The 15,038-nt window shown below is 68.9% G+C and carries 9 protein-coding genes and 1 pseudogene; 7 read left to right on the top strand and 3 right to left on the bottom strand.

Annotation, left to right across the window (positions count from 1 at the left end; all coding sequences use genetic code 11):
• The first annotated feature begins 119 nt into the window (after positions 1-119).
• Genes ABZZ74_RS44975 through ABZZ74_RS44990 form a run of 4 tightly spaced genes read left to right on the top strand, consistent with a single transcriptional unit; the run spans position 120 to position 10,244 of the window.
• The gene (locus ABZZ74_RS44975) at positions 120-4,022 is read left to right on the top strand and encodes a PglY protein (protein WP_356949921.1); all 3,903 of its coding nucleotides are present in this window, start codon (positions 120-122) and stop codon (positions 4,020-4,022) included.
• The gene (gene pglZ / locus ABZZ74_RS44980; RefSeq protein ID WP_356949922.1) at positions 4,022-6,787 is read left to right on the top strand and encodes a BREX-2 system phosphatase PglZ; all 2,766 of its coding nucleotides are present in this window, start codon (positions 4,022-4,024) and stop codon (positions 6,785-6,787) included. Before ABZZ74_RS44975 ends, pglZ begins: the two co-directional genes overlap by 1 nt.
• Positions 6,784-8,115, top strand: a complete 1,332-nt coding sequence (gene brxD, locus ABZZ74_RS44985) for a BREX system ATP-binding protein BrxD (protein WP_356949923.1) — start codon at positions 6,784-6,786, stop codon at positions 8,113-8,115. Before pglZ ends, brxD begins: the two co-directional genes overlap by 4 nt.
• Complete coding sequence (locus ABZZ74_RS44990; protein WP_356949924.1) at positions 8,112-10,244, top strand: DEAD/DEAH box helicase; 2,133 nt, start codon at positions 8,112-8,114, stop codon at positions 10,242-10,244. The genes brxD and ABZZ74_RS44990 overlap by 4 nt, the downstream gene beginning before the upstream one ends.
• Positions 10,245-10,420: 176 nt before the next feature.
• On the opposite strand, the gene ABZZ74_RS44995 is transcribed toward ABZZ74_RS44990, so the two are convergent.
• Together ABZZ74_RS44995 and ABZZ74_RS45000 are read right to left on the bottom strand one after the other, a co-directional pair.
• Complete coding sequence (locus ABZZ74_RS44995) at positions 10,421-10,645, bottom strand: DUF397 domain-containing protein (RefSeq protein ID WP_356949925.1); 225 nt, start codon at positions 10,643-10,645, stop codon at positions 10,421-10,423.
• The gene (locus ABZZ74_RS45000; protein ID WP_356949926.1) at positions 10,642-11,523 is read right to left on the bottom strand and encodes a helix-turn-helix transcriptional regulator; all 882 of its coding nucleotides are present in this window, start codon (positions 11,521-11,523) and stop codon (positions 10,642-10,644) included. Before ABZZ74_RS45000 ends, ABZZ74_RS44995 begins: the two co-directional genes overlap by 4 nt.
• A 221-nt stretch (positions 11,524-11,744) precedes the next feature.
• On the opposite strand from ABZZ74_RS45000, the gene ABZZ74_RS45005 reads away from it, so the two are divergent.
• Together ABZZ74_RS45005 and ABZZ74_RS45010 are read left to right on the top strand one after the other, a co-directional pair.
• Entirely contained in the window at positions 11,745-13,082 is a 1,338-nt protein-coding gene (locus ABZZ74_RS45005; RefSeq protein WP_356949927.1) for a hypothetical protein, read from the top strand.
• 55 nt (positions 13,083-13,137) lie between these two features.
• Positions 13,138-13,842 (top strand): 2'-5' RNA ligase family protein, encoded by a 705-nt coding sequence (locus ABZZ74_RS45010; RefSeq protein WP_356949928.1) that lies wholly within the window; start codon positions 13,138-13,140, stop codon positions 13,840-13,842.
• Here the strand turns inward: ABZZ74_RS45010 and ABZZ74_RS45015 are convergent.
• Positions 13,738-14,283 (bottom strand): ATP-binding protein, encoded by a 546-nt coding sequence (locus ABZZ74_RS45015; protein WP_356949929.1) that lies wholly within the window; start codon positions 14,281-14,283, stop codon positions 13,738-13,740. The two genes, ABZZ74_RS45010 and ABZZ74_RS45015, sit on opposite strands and share 105 nt — an antisense overlap.
• A gap of 156 nt (positions 14,284-14,439) precedes the next feature.
• On the opposite strand from ABZZ74_RS45015, the pseudogene ABZZ74_RS45020 reads away from it, so the two are divergent.
• Positions 14,440-14,952, top strand: a pseudogene (locus tag ABZZ74_RS45020) (transposase); the annotation flags it as partial.
• Positions 14,953-15,038 lie beyond the last annotated feature (86 nt).

A 15,038-nucleotide genomic window follows, 5' to 3' on the forward strand; every position in this document is an offset into this window, starting at 1 on the left:
CTCGCGTCACGGAACTTGAGTCTGGCCTGGGCACAAGGCATGCCAAGACTGGCAAGATTGGATGTCGCGCGTGAGATCAGCGCGCACCGATTGCTGCCGAGTGAGGGAACGAGAGCCGGATGCCCACCAGCGAACTCTTCCTGCGGGATGTCATCGACATCAAGGAAGACGTCCATGCCGGCGATTTCAAGGTCGAGCTTTCCGGTGGGTTCACCGAAACCGATGCCCGTGTCGCCGAGTATGTGGTCACCGAGCAATTGCAGGGGGCCTTCCGGAACGCGCTCGGGCTGGTCGGGGCGGCGGTCAGGTCGGGGAACTCGCACGCCGCCTATCTGCACGGATCGTTCGGTGCCGGTAAGAGCCACTTCTTGACCGTGCTGCACGCCGTGCTGAACAACAACGCGGCGGCCCGCTCCAAGCCCCGGCTGCAGGAAGTCATCGCCGAGCACGACGACTGGCTGCGCGACAGCCGGTTCCTCATGGTGCCGTACCACCTGGTGGGCTCCACCGACCTCGACTCTGCCCTCCTTGGCGGGTACGTGCACGCGGTGCGCTCCCTGCACTCGGACAAGCCGACCCCCGCCGTCTACCGGGCCGACTCCGCGCTCGTGGACGCACGCAGGCAGCGGGAGTTCCTCGCCGACGACGCCAAGTTCGTGCAGTGGCTCGGGGACGGGGCGGTCGCGGTGGCCCCGGGCGGTGGTGTCGCCTCCGACGGCGATGACGACGACCTCGACATGCTCGACGCGGACGACGCCGCCCCGGCCGCCGGCAGCTGGACCTCCGCCGACCTGACCCGCGCCTTCGACGCGCCCGCCGGGGACCCGTACCGCGAGGCACTCGTGTCCGCGCTGCTCTCCGGGCCCATGGCGGCGTACGCGCAGGGAGCCCGCGGCGACAAGGACGCCTTCGTGCCGCTGGAGAACGGGCTGTCCGTCATCTCCCGGCACGCCAAGTCCCTCGGTTACGACGGGATCGTGCTCTTCCTCGACGAACTGGTCCTCTGGCTCCAGGCGCACATGGGCGAGCAGGACTTCGTACGCGACCAGGTGCAGCGACTGGTCAAGCTGATCGAGTCCGGGGACACCGACCGGCCCGTGCCGATTGTGTCCTTCATCTCGCGTCAGCGTGACCTGTCCCAGCTCATCGGCTCCGACGTGGCCGGCGCCGAGGTGCAGAACCTGGAACAGCAGATCGAGTACCTCGCCGGGCGCGTCGACGTCGTCAACCTCGAGGACAGCAACCTCGTCGAGATCATCAAGCGCCGCGTGCTGGAGCCCAAGCCCGGGATGGAGCCGGTTCGCGACGAGGCCTTCACGCTCGTCGAGTCGTCCAAGGACGAGGTCCGGCAGGTGCTCCTCGACGCCCACGGGCGGACCGAGGCCAGCTGGGACGACTTCCGTACGCTGTACCCGCTCTCGCCCGCGCTGCTCAACGTCCTCGTGGACCTCTCCGGAGCGCTCCAGCGCGAACGCACCGGTCTGAAGCTCGTGCAGGAGCTGCTGCGGCGCCGTCGCGACGACCTGAGGATGGGGGAGCTGATCCCGCTCGGCGACCTGTGGGACGTCATAGCGTCGGGCACCGGCGAGGCGTTCACCGCCAAGCTGCGCCGGGAGTCCGAGATCGCGCACCGCTTCCACGCGCGCGTGCGGGCCCATCTGCTGGAGAAGTACGGGTCCGTCGACGACCCGCGCTACCGGCGGGACGACCGGCTCGTCAAAACGCTGCTGCTCGGCGCGCTCGCCCCCAACGTGCCGGCGCTGGCACGGCTGACCGGCGGGCGGCTGGCCGCGCTCAACCACGGCACGATCAGGGCCAGGGTGGGGTCGGCCGGGTCGGTCGCGGTGAAGGCGCTGCGCGACCTGCAGGCCCAGGGGTTCGGGGAGCTGAGGAGCGAGGGCGACGCGGACCCGGTGTTCCATCTGCACCTGTCCGATCTGGACGTCGAACCGTTGCTCGAAGAGGTGCAGGGGGTCGCGGACAAGGACGGCCACCGCAGGCAGTGGATCAAGGACCAGCTGTGGTCGGCCTTCGGTATCCGGGACACCCAGGCGTTCGTGTGCGAGCGCGAGATCGTCTGGCGGGGCACCAAGCGGACCGCCGAGTTCGTCTTCGGCAACGTACGCGATCCGCATCTGCCCGACGAGCAGTTCGAACCGCAGATGGACGGCAACATCCGTTTCGTACTGGACTATCCCTTCGACGAGCCGCAGCGCTCGCCCATCGAGGACGTCCGCCGGATCGAGACGCTGAGGCGGTCGGGGCGGACCGGGAGCACCGTCGTCTGGCTGCCCGACTTCTTCTCCGAGCAGCGGGCCCGGCAGCTCGGACGGCTCCTCAAGATCAACTATCTGCTGGAGCGGGACCGCCTCGACGACGTCACCGCCACCCGCTCGACCGAGGAACGGATCCAGATCCGCCACCAGCTCAAGGCGCAGAGCGACAACCTCACCACCCAACTCTCGGCCGTTCTGGAGCAGTTGTACGGGATCAGCAAGGCGGAGGCCGCGAACGTCGGGGCCGAGGTCCCGGCGGACCAGCACCTGTGGTCGCTGCGGCCCGGGTTCACGCGGAAGAAGCCCGAGCCCGGGGTCGGCTTCGAGAAGAACCTCTACGCCCTCGCCGACGAGATGTTCGCCGTGCTCTACCCGAAGCACCCCGACTTCGACCCCGCCCTCACCCGCAAGCCGGTCACCCTGCGCGAGCTGAAGACCGCGCTGGAATGGATCGGGCGGGCCATGGAGAGCGGCGAGCGCCGGGTCGTCGTCGACAGCCACCAGCTGGCCATGGTGAAGAAGATCGTGCACCCGCTGGGGTTGGGCGAGGTACACGACGGTCCGCTGAACGTCAGCCGCGACTGGCGGCTCCGGATCAATCAGAAGGCCGCCGAGGCCCACGCCGGGACGGACCTGTCCGTCGAGGACGTCCGCAAGTGGATCGGCCAGCTCGGGTTCACCGGCCTGGAGAAGAACGTCAGCAACCTGATCATCGCGACGTACGCACTCCTCGACGACCGGACGTGGGTGTACCAGACCTCGCCCCTGCAGCAGGCTCCGGAGCTGGACAAGATCGGTCCCGGCTACGGTCTGCGCGCCGTCGAGCTGCCGACCGAGGAGGAGTTCGCGACCGCCCGCGAACGGGCCGGCAGGATCTTCGGGGTTCCCGTGCCGCCTGTGCTCTTCGCGCCGAACGTCGCCAAACTCGCCACTGGCGTACGAGAAGTGGCCGCGAGGTACCGGGACGCCGTGAGCGGGGTCCGGGCCGTGCTGCAGAAGCGGGCCGAGGAGCTGGGGCTGCGTGGACCGCAGGGCGCGGACGCTCCGCGCATGAAGTCCATGAAGGCCGCGGCGGACTTGGTCGCCCGACTCGCCCGCAGTGACGACGCGACCGTGGTGGTGCGCGAACTCGCGGCGGTGGCATACGACGTGACCGACCAGGAGATCGGGGCAGCCCTCAAGCAGGCCCCCGAGGTGCTGGCCGCCCTGGACGACACCAACTGGAAGCTGCTCGGCAGCGTGCGCGGCTTCGCCGGACGGGACGACAGCGTGGGCGACCGGGCGGCACGCCTGGTCCGCGTCGTCGAGGAGACCGCCAACGACCACGAGCAGGCCCGCTCGCTCGTCCCCGTACTAGGACAGCTCCAGGACCAGGCACTGGCCCTCGTCAACGAGGTGGCACGCCTGGCGCAGGTCGCCCATCCCGTGGTGCCGCAGCCGCAGCCGACCGCGGACGACGTCAGCTTCACGGAACACGGGCAGCCGGTGGTCCAGTCGGGGCCGGTCGTGACGGAGGGCGAGCCCCGGCAGGCCGACGGCGGCGAGCGGACTGTTGACGTGCCCACTCGGGACGTACGCCCGGGAACTCCGCATCTCGTCGAGCCCACCCGGCTCGAAGCGTCCCTCGCCGCCACGGTCGCCGACGTGGAGGAGGAGATCAGGTCCTACCTCGCCGCCCATCCGGGCACACGCATCCAGGTCACCTGGCGTCCCGTGCCCGCCGACGGCCGGGAGGCCGGACACTGATGGGCGCCTCTCTGCCCCAGGTGGGCCGCCGCACCATCGAAGCACTGCTGGCCACGCATGCCTCCGGGCTCGGAGACCGTCGTCTCGTCCTCGTGCACGGGCGCTACTCGGCAGGCGCGCCCGAGGAGTTCACCGTGCGGACGGGCGAGGAGACGCGGCGCGTTCGCGTCAGCCACCAGGCATCCGTCCTGGGCATCCTCGAGGAGTGGACGAAACACCGGGACAAGGCGGCCGGTGGAGACCTCCTCGTCGTCACCACCGGCGTCGACGACGGCCAGATCGGCTGGGACCTGCGCGGCCAGGCCGTACGGCGGCAGACGCTCACCGTGGAGAACGCCGAGATCGTCATGCAACGCTTCGGAGCCGCCGGACTCGACCCGCGCATGTACGACGAGGGGTGGCTGCTGGAGGCGCTGCTCGACGCCGAGCCCTCCCAGGGCTGGAAGCGCGCCGGTTCCGTCCTGACACGGGACGCGGCACTGCGCGCACTGGTCGTGGCCCGGCTCGGTCTGGGCAACGGCGACGACGAAGCCGGCCCCGCGTCCGGGGCTGTCGTCGATCTGGACGCCCTACTCACCTGGTCCCGTACGCCCGCGGGACCCTTGCGTTTCGCGGAACTGGACCCGACCGAACGGGACGAGCTGAAGAAGTGGCTCGGCGAGACCACGGGCCCCGCCGCACCGGTCCTGATGTCCCTGGCGGAGACCGGACGCGGACAGGACGCGATGCCGCTCGGGCTGCTGGGAGCCGTCCTGCGCGACCAGGCCGCGAGCCCGGACGTGGTGCTCGCCGTGGGCGGACTGTTCGGGCAGGTGATGCCGCGCCGGACCGAGCTGCAGTCCTTCACCGAGGCCGTCGAAGGCGCCCTCATCCGCTGGATCGGAGAGGCCCGGCACAACGCCGCCGCCCGGGCGCGGGTCTTCGCCGTCCTCGACCGCGCCGACCAGCTCGCCGAGGGCGCCGGACTCACCCCGGCCCTCGAATCCAACCGCTTCCTGCCGTCGAGCTTCACGGCCCAGCTGCGGCACGTGACGGCAGCGGCCCGCACCTCCCCGGCAGCGGGGGAAGCGGCCCTGGCCGAGCTGAACGCGCACATGCTGGCCCGACTGAACACGGACCGCGTCGGCGTGGCCGAGATGGCCGTAAGGATCGCCCGCTGGCTGGCACTTCCGCGGCCCGCGGTGACGTCGGTGGCGGCCGGAGTACAGGGCCAGGCAGGAGACTGGGGCTGGGCGGACCGGGCGCTCGCCGTACTGTGGGCCGGCGACCCCGACGGAGACACCGCCACGGGCGAGGACCTCCGCGCCCTGTACGAGGCGGCCCGGGAGCGGCGCGAGCGGTTGGACGAGGAGTTCGCCCGGCGGCTCGCGTCCTGGACGCCGAACGCCACCGCGCTGCACCCCGGCGGCTGCCTGGTCGTCGAGAACGTACTGGCCGAAGCGGTCAGGCCGCTGGCCGGCGATACGGCTCCGCTCGTCCTGGTACTGGATGGCATGAGCTCCGCGGTCGCGGCCCAGCTGGGTGAGGAGGTCGAGCGCGAGGGCTGGACCGAGGTCGTGCCCAGGGAGGCTGGCTCGGAGGAAGAACCGCAGCGGATGGCCGCAGTGTCCATGCTCCCCTCGGTCACGGAGGTCAGCCGCGCCTCCCTGCTCACCGGAACGGCGGTCAAGGGCGGACAGGCGAAGGAGAGTTCGGGCTTCGCCGCCTTCTGGAGGCAGCGGCGACTCGACGCCCTGCTCTTCCACAAGGCCGGGATAGAGGGAGGAGCGGGAAGTTTCCTCTCCGAGGAGATCATGGCCGCGCTCGCCTCGGACGCGGTCGTCGGCGTTGTCCTGAACACCATCGACGACGCCCTCGACAAGGGACAACAGGGACGGCGCACCCAGTGGAGCCTGGGTGACGTCACATACCTGCGGGAACTGCTGTCGGCGGCCAAGGGGTACGGGCGCCCCGTCGTGCTCGTGGCGGATCACGGGCATGTGCTGGAACGTGGCGCGAGCGAAGGACCCGTGGGCGACGAGGGCACGGGACCCGGCTCGGCCCGATGGCGCACTGGCGCGGTGAAGGACGGCGAGGTCCAGCTGTCCGGGCCCCGCGTACTGGAGGGCGGCGGCACCATCGTCGCGCCCTGGCGGGAGGACATCCGCTACACCGGCCGCCGGGCCGGGTACCACGGCGGAGCCTCGCTCGCGGAGGTCACCGTGCCACTGCTCGTCCTGATCCCCGACCGGGACCTGGTGCCGAAGGGGTGGGAGGCCCTGCCTCGAGAGCAGGCCGTCCCGCAGTGGTGGGCTCCTCACAAGGGTGGGCCGCCCGAGGCCGTTGCCCTGCAGGAGACACCGCGCAAGCCGAAGCGGGGGAAGCCGAAGGAACAGCCCGCGGGCGAAGGGCTCTTCGCCGCCGCCGACCTCGTGGCACCGGCCGCGGACGACGCAGCCCCCGCCACCCTGGGCGAGCGCGTGATCGCCAGTGAGGTGTACGAAGCGCAGAAGGAGTACGTACGCAAGGCTCCCGAGAGCAAGGTCGTGGCAGCCGTCATCGACGCGCTGGCCGGGGCGGGCGGCACCATGTCACCGGCCGCGCTCGCAGGCGCCATCTCGGCGACCGGGCGGGTGCGGCGCAACATCGACGGGTTCATCGCCACCGTGCAGCGGCTGCTCAACATCGAGGGCTACCCCGTCCTCGGCTTCATCGACGCCGGGCACACGGTGAAACTCGACGTGACCCTGCTGCGCGACCAGTTCTTCCCGAAGGAGAAAACGTGACGTCGTCGCCCGACGTGAGCGCGGTCCGGCGGCGAGAAGTCGTCGACGCACTGCGCCGGGGCACCGTGCCGCACTCCGGACTCGACCTCTTCGCAGTCGGCCTGGACCGGTTCACCGGCGCCCTCGACGAGGATGTGGCCACGGTGGCGCGGGGCGGAGCCGCCTTCCACGCCATCCGCGGCGAGTACGGATCCGGCAAGACCTTCTTCGCACGCTGGCTCGCCGAGCGGGCCAAGCGCGCGGGGCTCGCGACGGCCGAGGTGCAGATCTCCGAGACGGAGACACCTCTGCACCGGCTGGAGACGGTGTACCGCCGGCTCACCGAGCGGTTGTCCACGGCGACCCACCAGCCCAGTGCGCTGCGCGCGATCGTCGACTCCTGGTTCTACACGTTGGAGGAGGAGGTCCTCGACAACGGGGACGTGGACGAGGAGGACGAAGCGGCGCTGGGCGAAGCCGTCGAGGTGCTGATGGAGCGTCGGCTTGCCGAAGTAGCCCGCACCACACCGGCGTTCGCCGCCGCGCTACGCGGGTACCGGCGCGCGGTGGCAGCCGACGACGCGGTGACTGCCGAAGCCCTCATCGCCTGGCTCGGCGGTCAGAAGTCCGTCGCCGCGCCAGCACGCCGGGCCGCCGGGGTACGGGGCGATCTCGACCACTTCGCGGCACTCGGCTTCCTGCAGGGACTCCTCACTGTGCTGCGGGACTGCGGCCACCCCGGTCTGCTGGTCGTCCTCGACGAGATCGAGACCCTTCAGCGCGTGCGGGGTGATGTCCGGGAGAAGGGACTCAACGCGCTGCGGCAGCTTCTCGACGAGATCGATGCGGGACGCTTCCCAGGGTTGTTCCTCGTCATCACGGGGACGCCCGCTTTCTTCGACGGTCAGCAGGGCGCGCAGCGGCTTCCGCCGCTCGCGCAGCGGCTGGCGACCGACTTCACCACGGACCCGCGCTTCGACTCTCCGCGAGCGGTCCAACTACGCCTTGCGGGCTTTGACTTGGAGCGGCTCGGCGAGCTGGGCAGGCACGTGCGCGACCTGTATGCGGGCGCCGCCCGGCATCCGGAACGAGTCCAGCAGCAGGTGGACGACGCGTATCTCATGGAACTCGCCACTGCCGTCACCGGCGGACTCGGGGGCAAGGTCGGGGTCGCGCCCCGCGTCTTTCTGCGCAAACTCGTCGCCGATGTGCTCGACCGGGTGGACGACTTCCCGGACTTCGATCCACGCAAGCACTACGCGCTCACCATCGCGGACGGCGAGCTGACCGAAGCGGAACGCAACGCGGCAGCCGCACGCGCAGACGACATCGACCTGGAGATGCCGTGAGCGGCATCGACGATCTCGAACCCGCACTGGTTCACCACATCGTCAACACGCTCGGCTGGCCCGGACTGCGCCCTCTGCAGGAGGAGGCCATCGGGCCGCTGCTCGCGGGTGACGACGCGATCCTTCTGGCACCCACCGCCGGAGGCAAGACGGAAGCCGCGTCGTTTCCGCTGTTGTCGAAGATGGTCCAGCAGAAGTGGTCGGGGACGTCCGTCCTCTACGTGTGTCCGCTCAAGGCGCTGCTGAACAACCTGCTGCCCCGGCTGGAGACATACACCTCATGGCTCGGACGCACGGCCGCCCTGTGGCACGGGGACGTCACCTCCGGCGCGCGGAAGCGGATTCTGGCCGCGCGGCCCGACATCCTGCTCACCACGCCGGAATCGCTGGAGGCGATGCTGGTGAGCGCGAACGTCGATCACACCTCCTTCTTCTCCGGACTGCGCACCGTGGTGGTCGACGAGGTGCACGCCTTCGCGGGAGACGACCGGGGCTGGCATCTGCTGGCCGTCCTGGAGCGGCTGCAGCGTGTCGTCGGACGTCCCGTCCAGCGGGTCGGGCTGTCCGCGACGGTGGGAAACCCGGACGAACTGCTGCTGTGGCTGCAGGGATCCGGGGCGGGGAAGCAGCCGTCCGCAGTGGTGGCACCACACCTGGCAGATCCGAAGCCGGAGACCTCGGCAGCGGCGTCGCCGCCCCCGCCGGACATCCAGCTTGACTACGTGGGCTCCGTCGACAACGCCGCCACCATGATTGCTGCTCTGCACCGCGGCGAGAAACGGCTCGTCTTCTGCGAGTCCCGCAGACTCGTCGAGGAACTGGGCGAGAAACTGCGCGCCAAAGGCGTGACCACCTTCCTCTCCCACGCCTCCCTCTCCGTCGACGAACGCCGACGTGCGGAACAGGCCTTCGCCGAGGCCCGCGACTGCGTCATCGTCTCCACGAGCACCCTCGAACTCGGCATCGACGTAGGGGACCTGGACCGGGTCATCCAGATCGACGCCCCGCTCACCGTCGCCTCCTTCCTGCAACGGCTCGGCCGCACCGGACGCAGGCCCGGGACGTCACGCAACTGCCTGTTCCTCGCACTGGACCGCGATGGACTCCTCGGCGCTGCGGCCCTTCTAGTGCAGTGGTCGCGCGGCTGGGTGGAGCCCGTCGTTGCTCCACCGGAGCCGCGGCACATCGTGGCCCAGCAGCTTCTCGCGCTGTGCCTGCAGGAACCGCAGGTCGGGGACCGTCTCTGGCAAGAGTGGTGGAACGGCCTCGGCCCGTTCGGGCAATCGGCCGAGCCGATCGTCCGACACCTGGTCGACAACGGGTATCTGGACCAGGACGGGGGGCTTCTGTTCATTGGCCCGGAGGCGGAACGGCGTTTTGGACACCGGCACTTCATGAACCTGACGGCGGTGTTCACTGCGCCCCCGCAGTTCACCGTGCTGCAAGGCCGCAGAGAGATCGGCAGGACGGATCCGAGTCTGCTCACCGAACGGATCGATGGACCACGGCGGTTGCTCCTGGCCGGGCGGAGCTGGCAGGTCACGTACATCGACTGGAAGCGCAAGCGGTGCTTTGTCGAACCCGTCGACGGCGGCGGCAGAGCGAAGTGGAGCGGTGCCGGACTCGATTTCGGCATCTCCTTCGAACTGACGCGGGCGGTCAGGGAAGTACTCCTCGGCGCGAACCCGCCGGTGGACCGCACGGCGCGTGCGGAGAAGTACCTGGCTGAAGCGCGGGAGCACTTCCTGGAAGAAGTACATCCCGGAGGCACGGTGATCACTCGCGGCTCGGGCGGATACGTGAAATGGTGGACATGGGCCGGCCATCGGGCGAACGCCACGCTCGCAGCGACGCTTGCTGAGGTTGCCGTACCTGCTCAACAGATCAACGACTGCTGGATCCGTCTGCGTGAGGACCTCAGCCTCGATGCCTGGAAAGAGGTGTCGAACGTTGCCCCAGAGCACCTGTGCCTGCCAGAGGTTGATGAGCGGGCTGTCAAAGGACTGAAGTTCGCGGATGCATTGCCACCCAGGCTCGCTGTATCGACGTTGGCGAGACGGTTGGCGGATCTGGAACCAGCAGTGCAAGTTCTTTCTGAACCTGTGCGCTTCGTTACACGTTCACAATAAGTGCCGCGTCCCGCTTCAGTACTGACAATCTGTCTTCCGGCTCACAGGCGTGCCATGGGTGCTACCTGTTCCTGCGGAGAGCATCCGTACAGCGTAAGGGCCGCTGTATCGGGGTTCCCGGTAGATAGCAGTCGCACATCTCACGCTTATTGCTTCAATAGGGTCGAATTTGGATACTATCCAATGAACCCGTGGGTCACTCCATTGACCAGCGATCTCATCGCAGAATTCGAGAACAGCAAAGGCCGAAGGCTGATGTCCTTGGAATCGCGCAGTGCGACACCCCCAGTAAACTCTGCGACTTCCAGGCAGTCGTTGGCGCCCCCGCTGTACGAACTCTTACGCCACGTTGCGTCCTTGAAGTCGACGTTATGCGGGGCGGATTTACTGGGCCTGCTCACTTTTCGAGCTCCTTGCTGATCTGTGCGATGCGGGTGCGGGTCTCGGCTGGGTCGAGGGCGCTGTCCCTCAACTGATCGAAGATTTCCGTGTAGTTGTCCACGTCCTCCGGGGACTGGAGATACACGGAGTTCTTGGGGTTCTCCAGCCACACCAGGTTCGGTGTGGGGTGCGGGAACGTCAGGATGACGAACGGGCCGTACAGCCCGGGATGCGCGCCGAGCGAGATCGGCAGCAGCTGCACTGTGACGTTCGGCCGCTCGCTCGCCTCCACCAGATTCCGCATCTGGTCTCGCATCACTTCGACGGAGCCGACCGTCCTGCGCAGCACGGCTTCGTCGAGGATCGCCCAGAGTCTGGCGGGGGCCTCACCGCCCAGGCGGCTGTTCTGCCGCTCCATGCGGACCCTGACCAGGGACTCGACCTGCGGCGGGGACAGATCCTTCCTCATCTGGGAGATCACCGCGCGGGCGTAGTCCTCGGTCTGGAGCAGCCCCGGCACGAGCATCGGCTGGTAGCTGGCAAGGTGCGTCGCGCCGGCCTCCAGCGCGAGATACCCGTCGTAACGGGTTGGAGTGAGCACTGTCGAGTACTTCCGCCACCAGGGCGTCTGCTGCTCCTTGTCCGCTCGCACGAGGTCGAGCACGTCGGCGCGCCGGTCCTCGTCCTTGACGCCGTACAGGTCCAGCAGTGCCCGAACGAGGACCGGCGTCGTGCCGCGTTCACCGTTCTCGATCCGGCTCAGCGACCCCTGGTTGACCTCCAGTTGGTCGGCGACCTCGCTGAGGGTGAGCCCGGTCGCGTCACGCAGTTCCTTCAGCCGTGCCGCGAGCTGTCGCCGGTACACCGACTGCGGGACCAGGCTTCTCTTCAAGGCCATGCCGGAAGTCTCTCCGTACCGGCGACACCTCTACAACCCATACGGGTCAACTTCACCAGACATATTGCCTAGTTGGTAGTTGCGTCGGCATGCTGTCAGGAGTCACGGCGCGCCTTCGTATGGGCATGCGCCGCAGCCGACCGATGGGCGAGCAGGCCGCGACCTCGCTACCGGCAAGCGCCTCCGCGTCGGTCCTGCACGCCGCACCGGGAGGGTGGGCCATGCCACGGACAACGCTGCTTCGGCAGCTGCTCCAGCAACGGCACTTGACGACGCACGAGGCTTTCGCCGCCCAGTACGACCGGGCTGCCGAGCGGCTGGCGGAACTCGACCGCGATCCCCGCCTGGCGTCCCTCCAGGTCTCTCCACGTCAGTTCGACCGCTGGTATGGCGGGGAGTTGTTGACTCTGCCCCGTCCTGACGCCTGCCGGGTTCTGGAGCACATGCTGGGCAGACCCGTGTCCGAGCTGTTCTCCACAGGGAACGACGGCGACTCCCCGCACGACCGCGACGAGGAGTCGAGCACGGCCCAGCAGGCGACGAGTGCGCCTCCGCCACGCGAGGACGACGAGAACCCACTGGACATCGTCGCCCGGGCCCGGCAGCTCACGGCCAGCAACGCCGACGACGCGACGCTCGCGTTCCTCGACTCCTCGCTGGAGGGCATCTCCAGCCGGTACGAACAGCACGGGCCGTACGTCCTCCGGCCCCAGGCCCGCCAGGTGCGGCAGCTCGCCCACACCCTCCTCGACGGCCGCCAGCCCCCACGCACGCGCCGGGAGCTCTTCCGCCTCGCCGCCCGCGCCTCCTGCCTGCTTGGCTACATGGCGGTCAATACTGGCGACTTCCCGCTCTCGGAGGCGTACTGCACCGAGGCTCGGGATCTCAGCCGTGAGATCGGCGACCTGGACACAGAGCTCTGGGCGTGCGGCACGCTCTCCTTCAGCCTCTACTACGCCGGCCGGTACGACGAAGCGGACGCCTGCGCCTCCGCGGCTGTTGAGCGAGCTCCCCGCCACGGCCAGTCCATCCGTCTGCTCGCCAACGGCCGGGCCCGGGCCCTCGGCAAGACCGGCGACCGGCGTGCCGTCGAGCAGGCCATCGGACAGGCACTCCGCCTCTCCGACCTCCACGAGGTGCCCGTCGGGTTGACCTCCTGCATCTCCTTCGAGCCGTACGGACGGGCCAGGACGCTGGCCAACGCCGTCACCTCACACGTGGCGCTGCGCAACACGGCCCAGGTACTGCGCGACGCTGAGCACATCGACGACCTGGTGGAGCACTCGTCCTCCTGGAGCCGTTCGCTCGTACGCCTCGACGTCGCCACCGCGCTGCTGCAGCAGCGCAGGCCCGACATCGACCACGCGATGGCGCTGGGCCGTGAGGCCCTGCGGCTATGCGGAGACACACCGATCAGCTCCGTCTACCAACGCTCCCGTGACCTGCATGAACAAGCCGGACCATGGCGTGATCACCCGGCGGTACGCGATTATGGCGACGAGTTCCGCACCTGGAGCTCGCAGCCAGCGGCCCTGGCCATGGCGTCATCCGCGTCGTAGGCGCCGTCGGTGTCGTCGTACTCCGGGGCAGTGTGAAGCCGAAGGAGTACGTCGGGTGCCCCTGCTCAGCGCCGATCCCGCCGCGTTCCCCGCCGAGCCTCCCGCCGACACGCACGATCCGGCGGTCACTGCCGCCCACGACTGGGCGGCGTTCAGCGCACTCGACGAGATGACCGACCACTGGGCGCGCCCCGGCTGGTCGGACGGCAGCTGGGCGTACTACTGGATGCTGACCTTCCCGGATGATCAGCGGCTCGCGACTCTCGCCGGGCACTGCCAAGAAGAGCTGGCACCCCTCGGCCTCGACCCGGTGCCGGCGGACGGATTGCACATCACCCTCGCCCGAGTCGGAACGCCCGGCGCCGTCACCCCCGGCCAGCTGGACAGCCTGGCGCGGGACGCCGAGGCGCTGGTGCCCTCCGCGTTCTCCGTACGCGCCATGCCGCTGGCCGGCTCCCGCGGCGCCGTCCGCCTGTCCCTCGGCCCCTGGGATCCCCTACTCCGGCTGCACCACGCGCTGGCCAAGGCAGGGAGCAGCGTCGGTCTGGCCCCGAAGAAGCCGACGTCCGCATTCCGCCCACACCTGAGCCTCGCGTACAACAACCGCCGGCGCCCCGCCGCGCCCGTTGTGGAGACGGTCTCAGCGCTTCGCGCTCTACCGGCTGTCGAACTCTCCGTGTCCTCCGTCCAGTTGGTGGAGCTCCGCCGTGAGGGGCGGACCTACCGCTGGGATGTGCGGAGGAACGTCACGCTCGAGTAGCCCGCTGACGTCCAAGGCGAGAACCACGACCACTTCCTTCCCGATCGCGGTCGGCCTGACGCACCACGCGGAAGCCAACTCCCCGACGAGCAGCAGTCCGAGACCATTGCCCGTCAACTCATCCACCGACTCCTCCACAGAGCGTGCCCGGACCCTGGAAACATCCCGTCCCGCGTCATGGACCCGCAGTACCGCCACGTCCAGATGGACCTCCACACACAGGCAGTCCGGTCCGCCGACTGTGTGCCTGAGCGCGTTGCCCACAAGCTCCGAGGCGATCAGAACGGCGTCGTCGACCCGCCCCGGCGCGGCACGCCCCTCCAGGAACTCTCGTACATGTCTGCGCGCGAGCCCCGAAGGCTCGGCGCAATCGGCCAGCTTCACCCAATGACGCCGTAGGGGCGTCCGCCTGCAGAGCCGCTCTTCGTCCACCGCGTCCATCGCCACTTCTCGTTTCCGCTTGGCACGGGTCTGTACGCTCACCGGTGTAATTGATGATCATGGAAGAGACATCAAGTGACTGACACCGTGGCCGAGTTCGTGGCCGCCGATGACCAGGTGGATCCCTCGCAGGAGGCCGCGACGGTCGAGCAGAAACTGATCGACCAGCTCGTCGAGCAGGCCCGCAGCAAGGGGCTGCAGCTGACCGGCGAGGGCGGGCTGCTGCAGCAGCTGACCAAGACGGTTCTGGAGTCTGCCCTGGAGGGCGAGATCACTGACCATCTCGGCTATGGCAAGCACGACCCGGCGGGCAAGGACGGCGGCAACTCCCGTAACGGCACCCGCTCGAAGACGGTGCTGACGGACATCGGGCCGGTCGACATCGACGTGCCCCGCGACCGGGAGGGGTCCTTCGAGCCGGCCATCGTCAAGAAGCGGCAGCGCCGGCTGACCGGCGTGGACGAGATGGTGCTCTCGCTGTCCGCGAAGGGCCTCACGCACGGGGAGATCTCCGCGCACCTGGCCGAGGTCTACGGCGCGGACGTGTCCAAGACGACCATCAGTACGATCACCGACAAGGTGATGGATGGCATGGCCGAATGGCAGAACCGGCCGCTCGACCGCGTCTACCCGGTCGTCTTCATTGACGCTATCAACGTCAAGATTCGGGTTCTGTCGACGATCTTGTGATCCGGATAGTTCAGACTCACCGTGCGAGTAGGACGCGTTTGCGTAGGAGATCGAGGCTGGCCCTG

The sequence above is a fragment of the Streptomyces sp. NPDC006476 genome, assembly GCF_040612015.1.
GTDB classification, from domain to species: Bacteria; Actinomycetota; Actinomycetes; order Streptomycetales; family Streptomycetaceae; genus Streptomyces; species Streptomyces griseorubiginosus_B.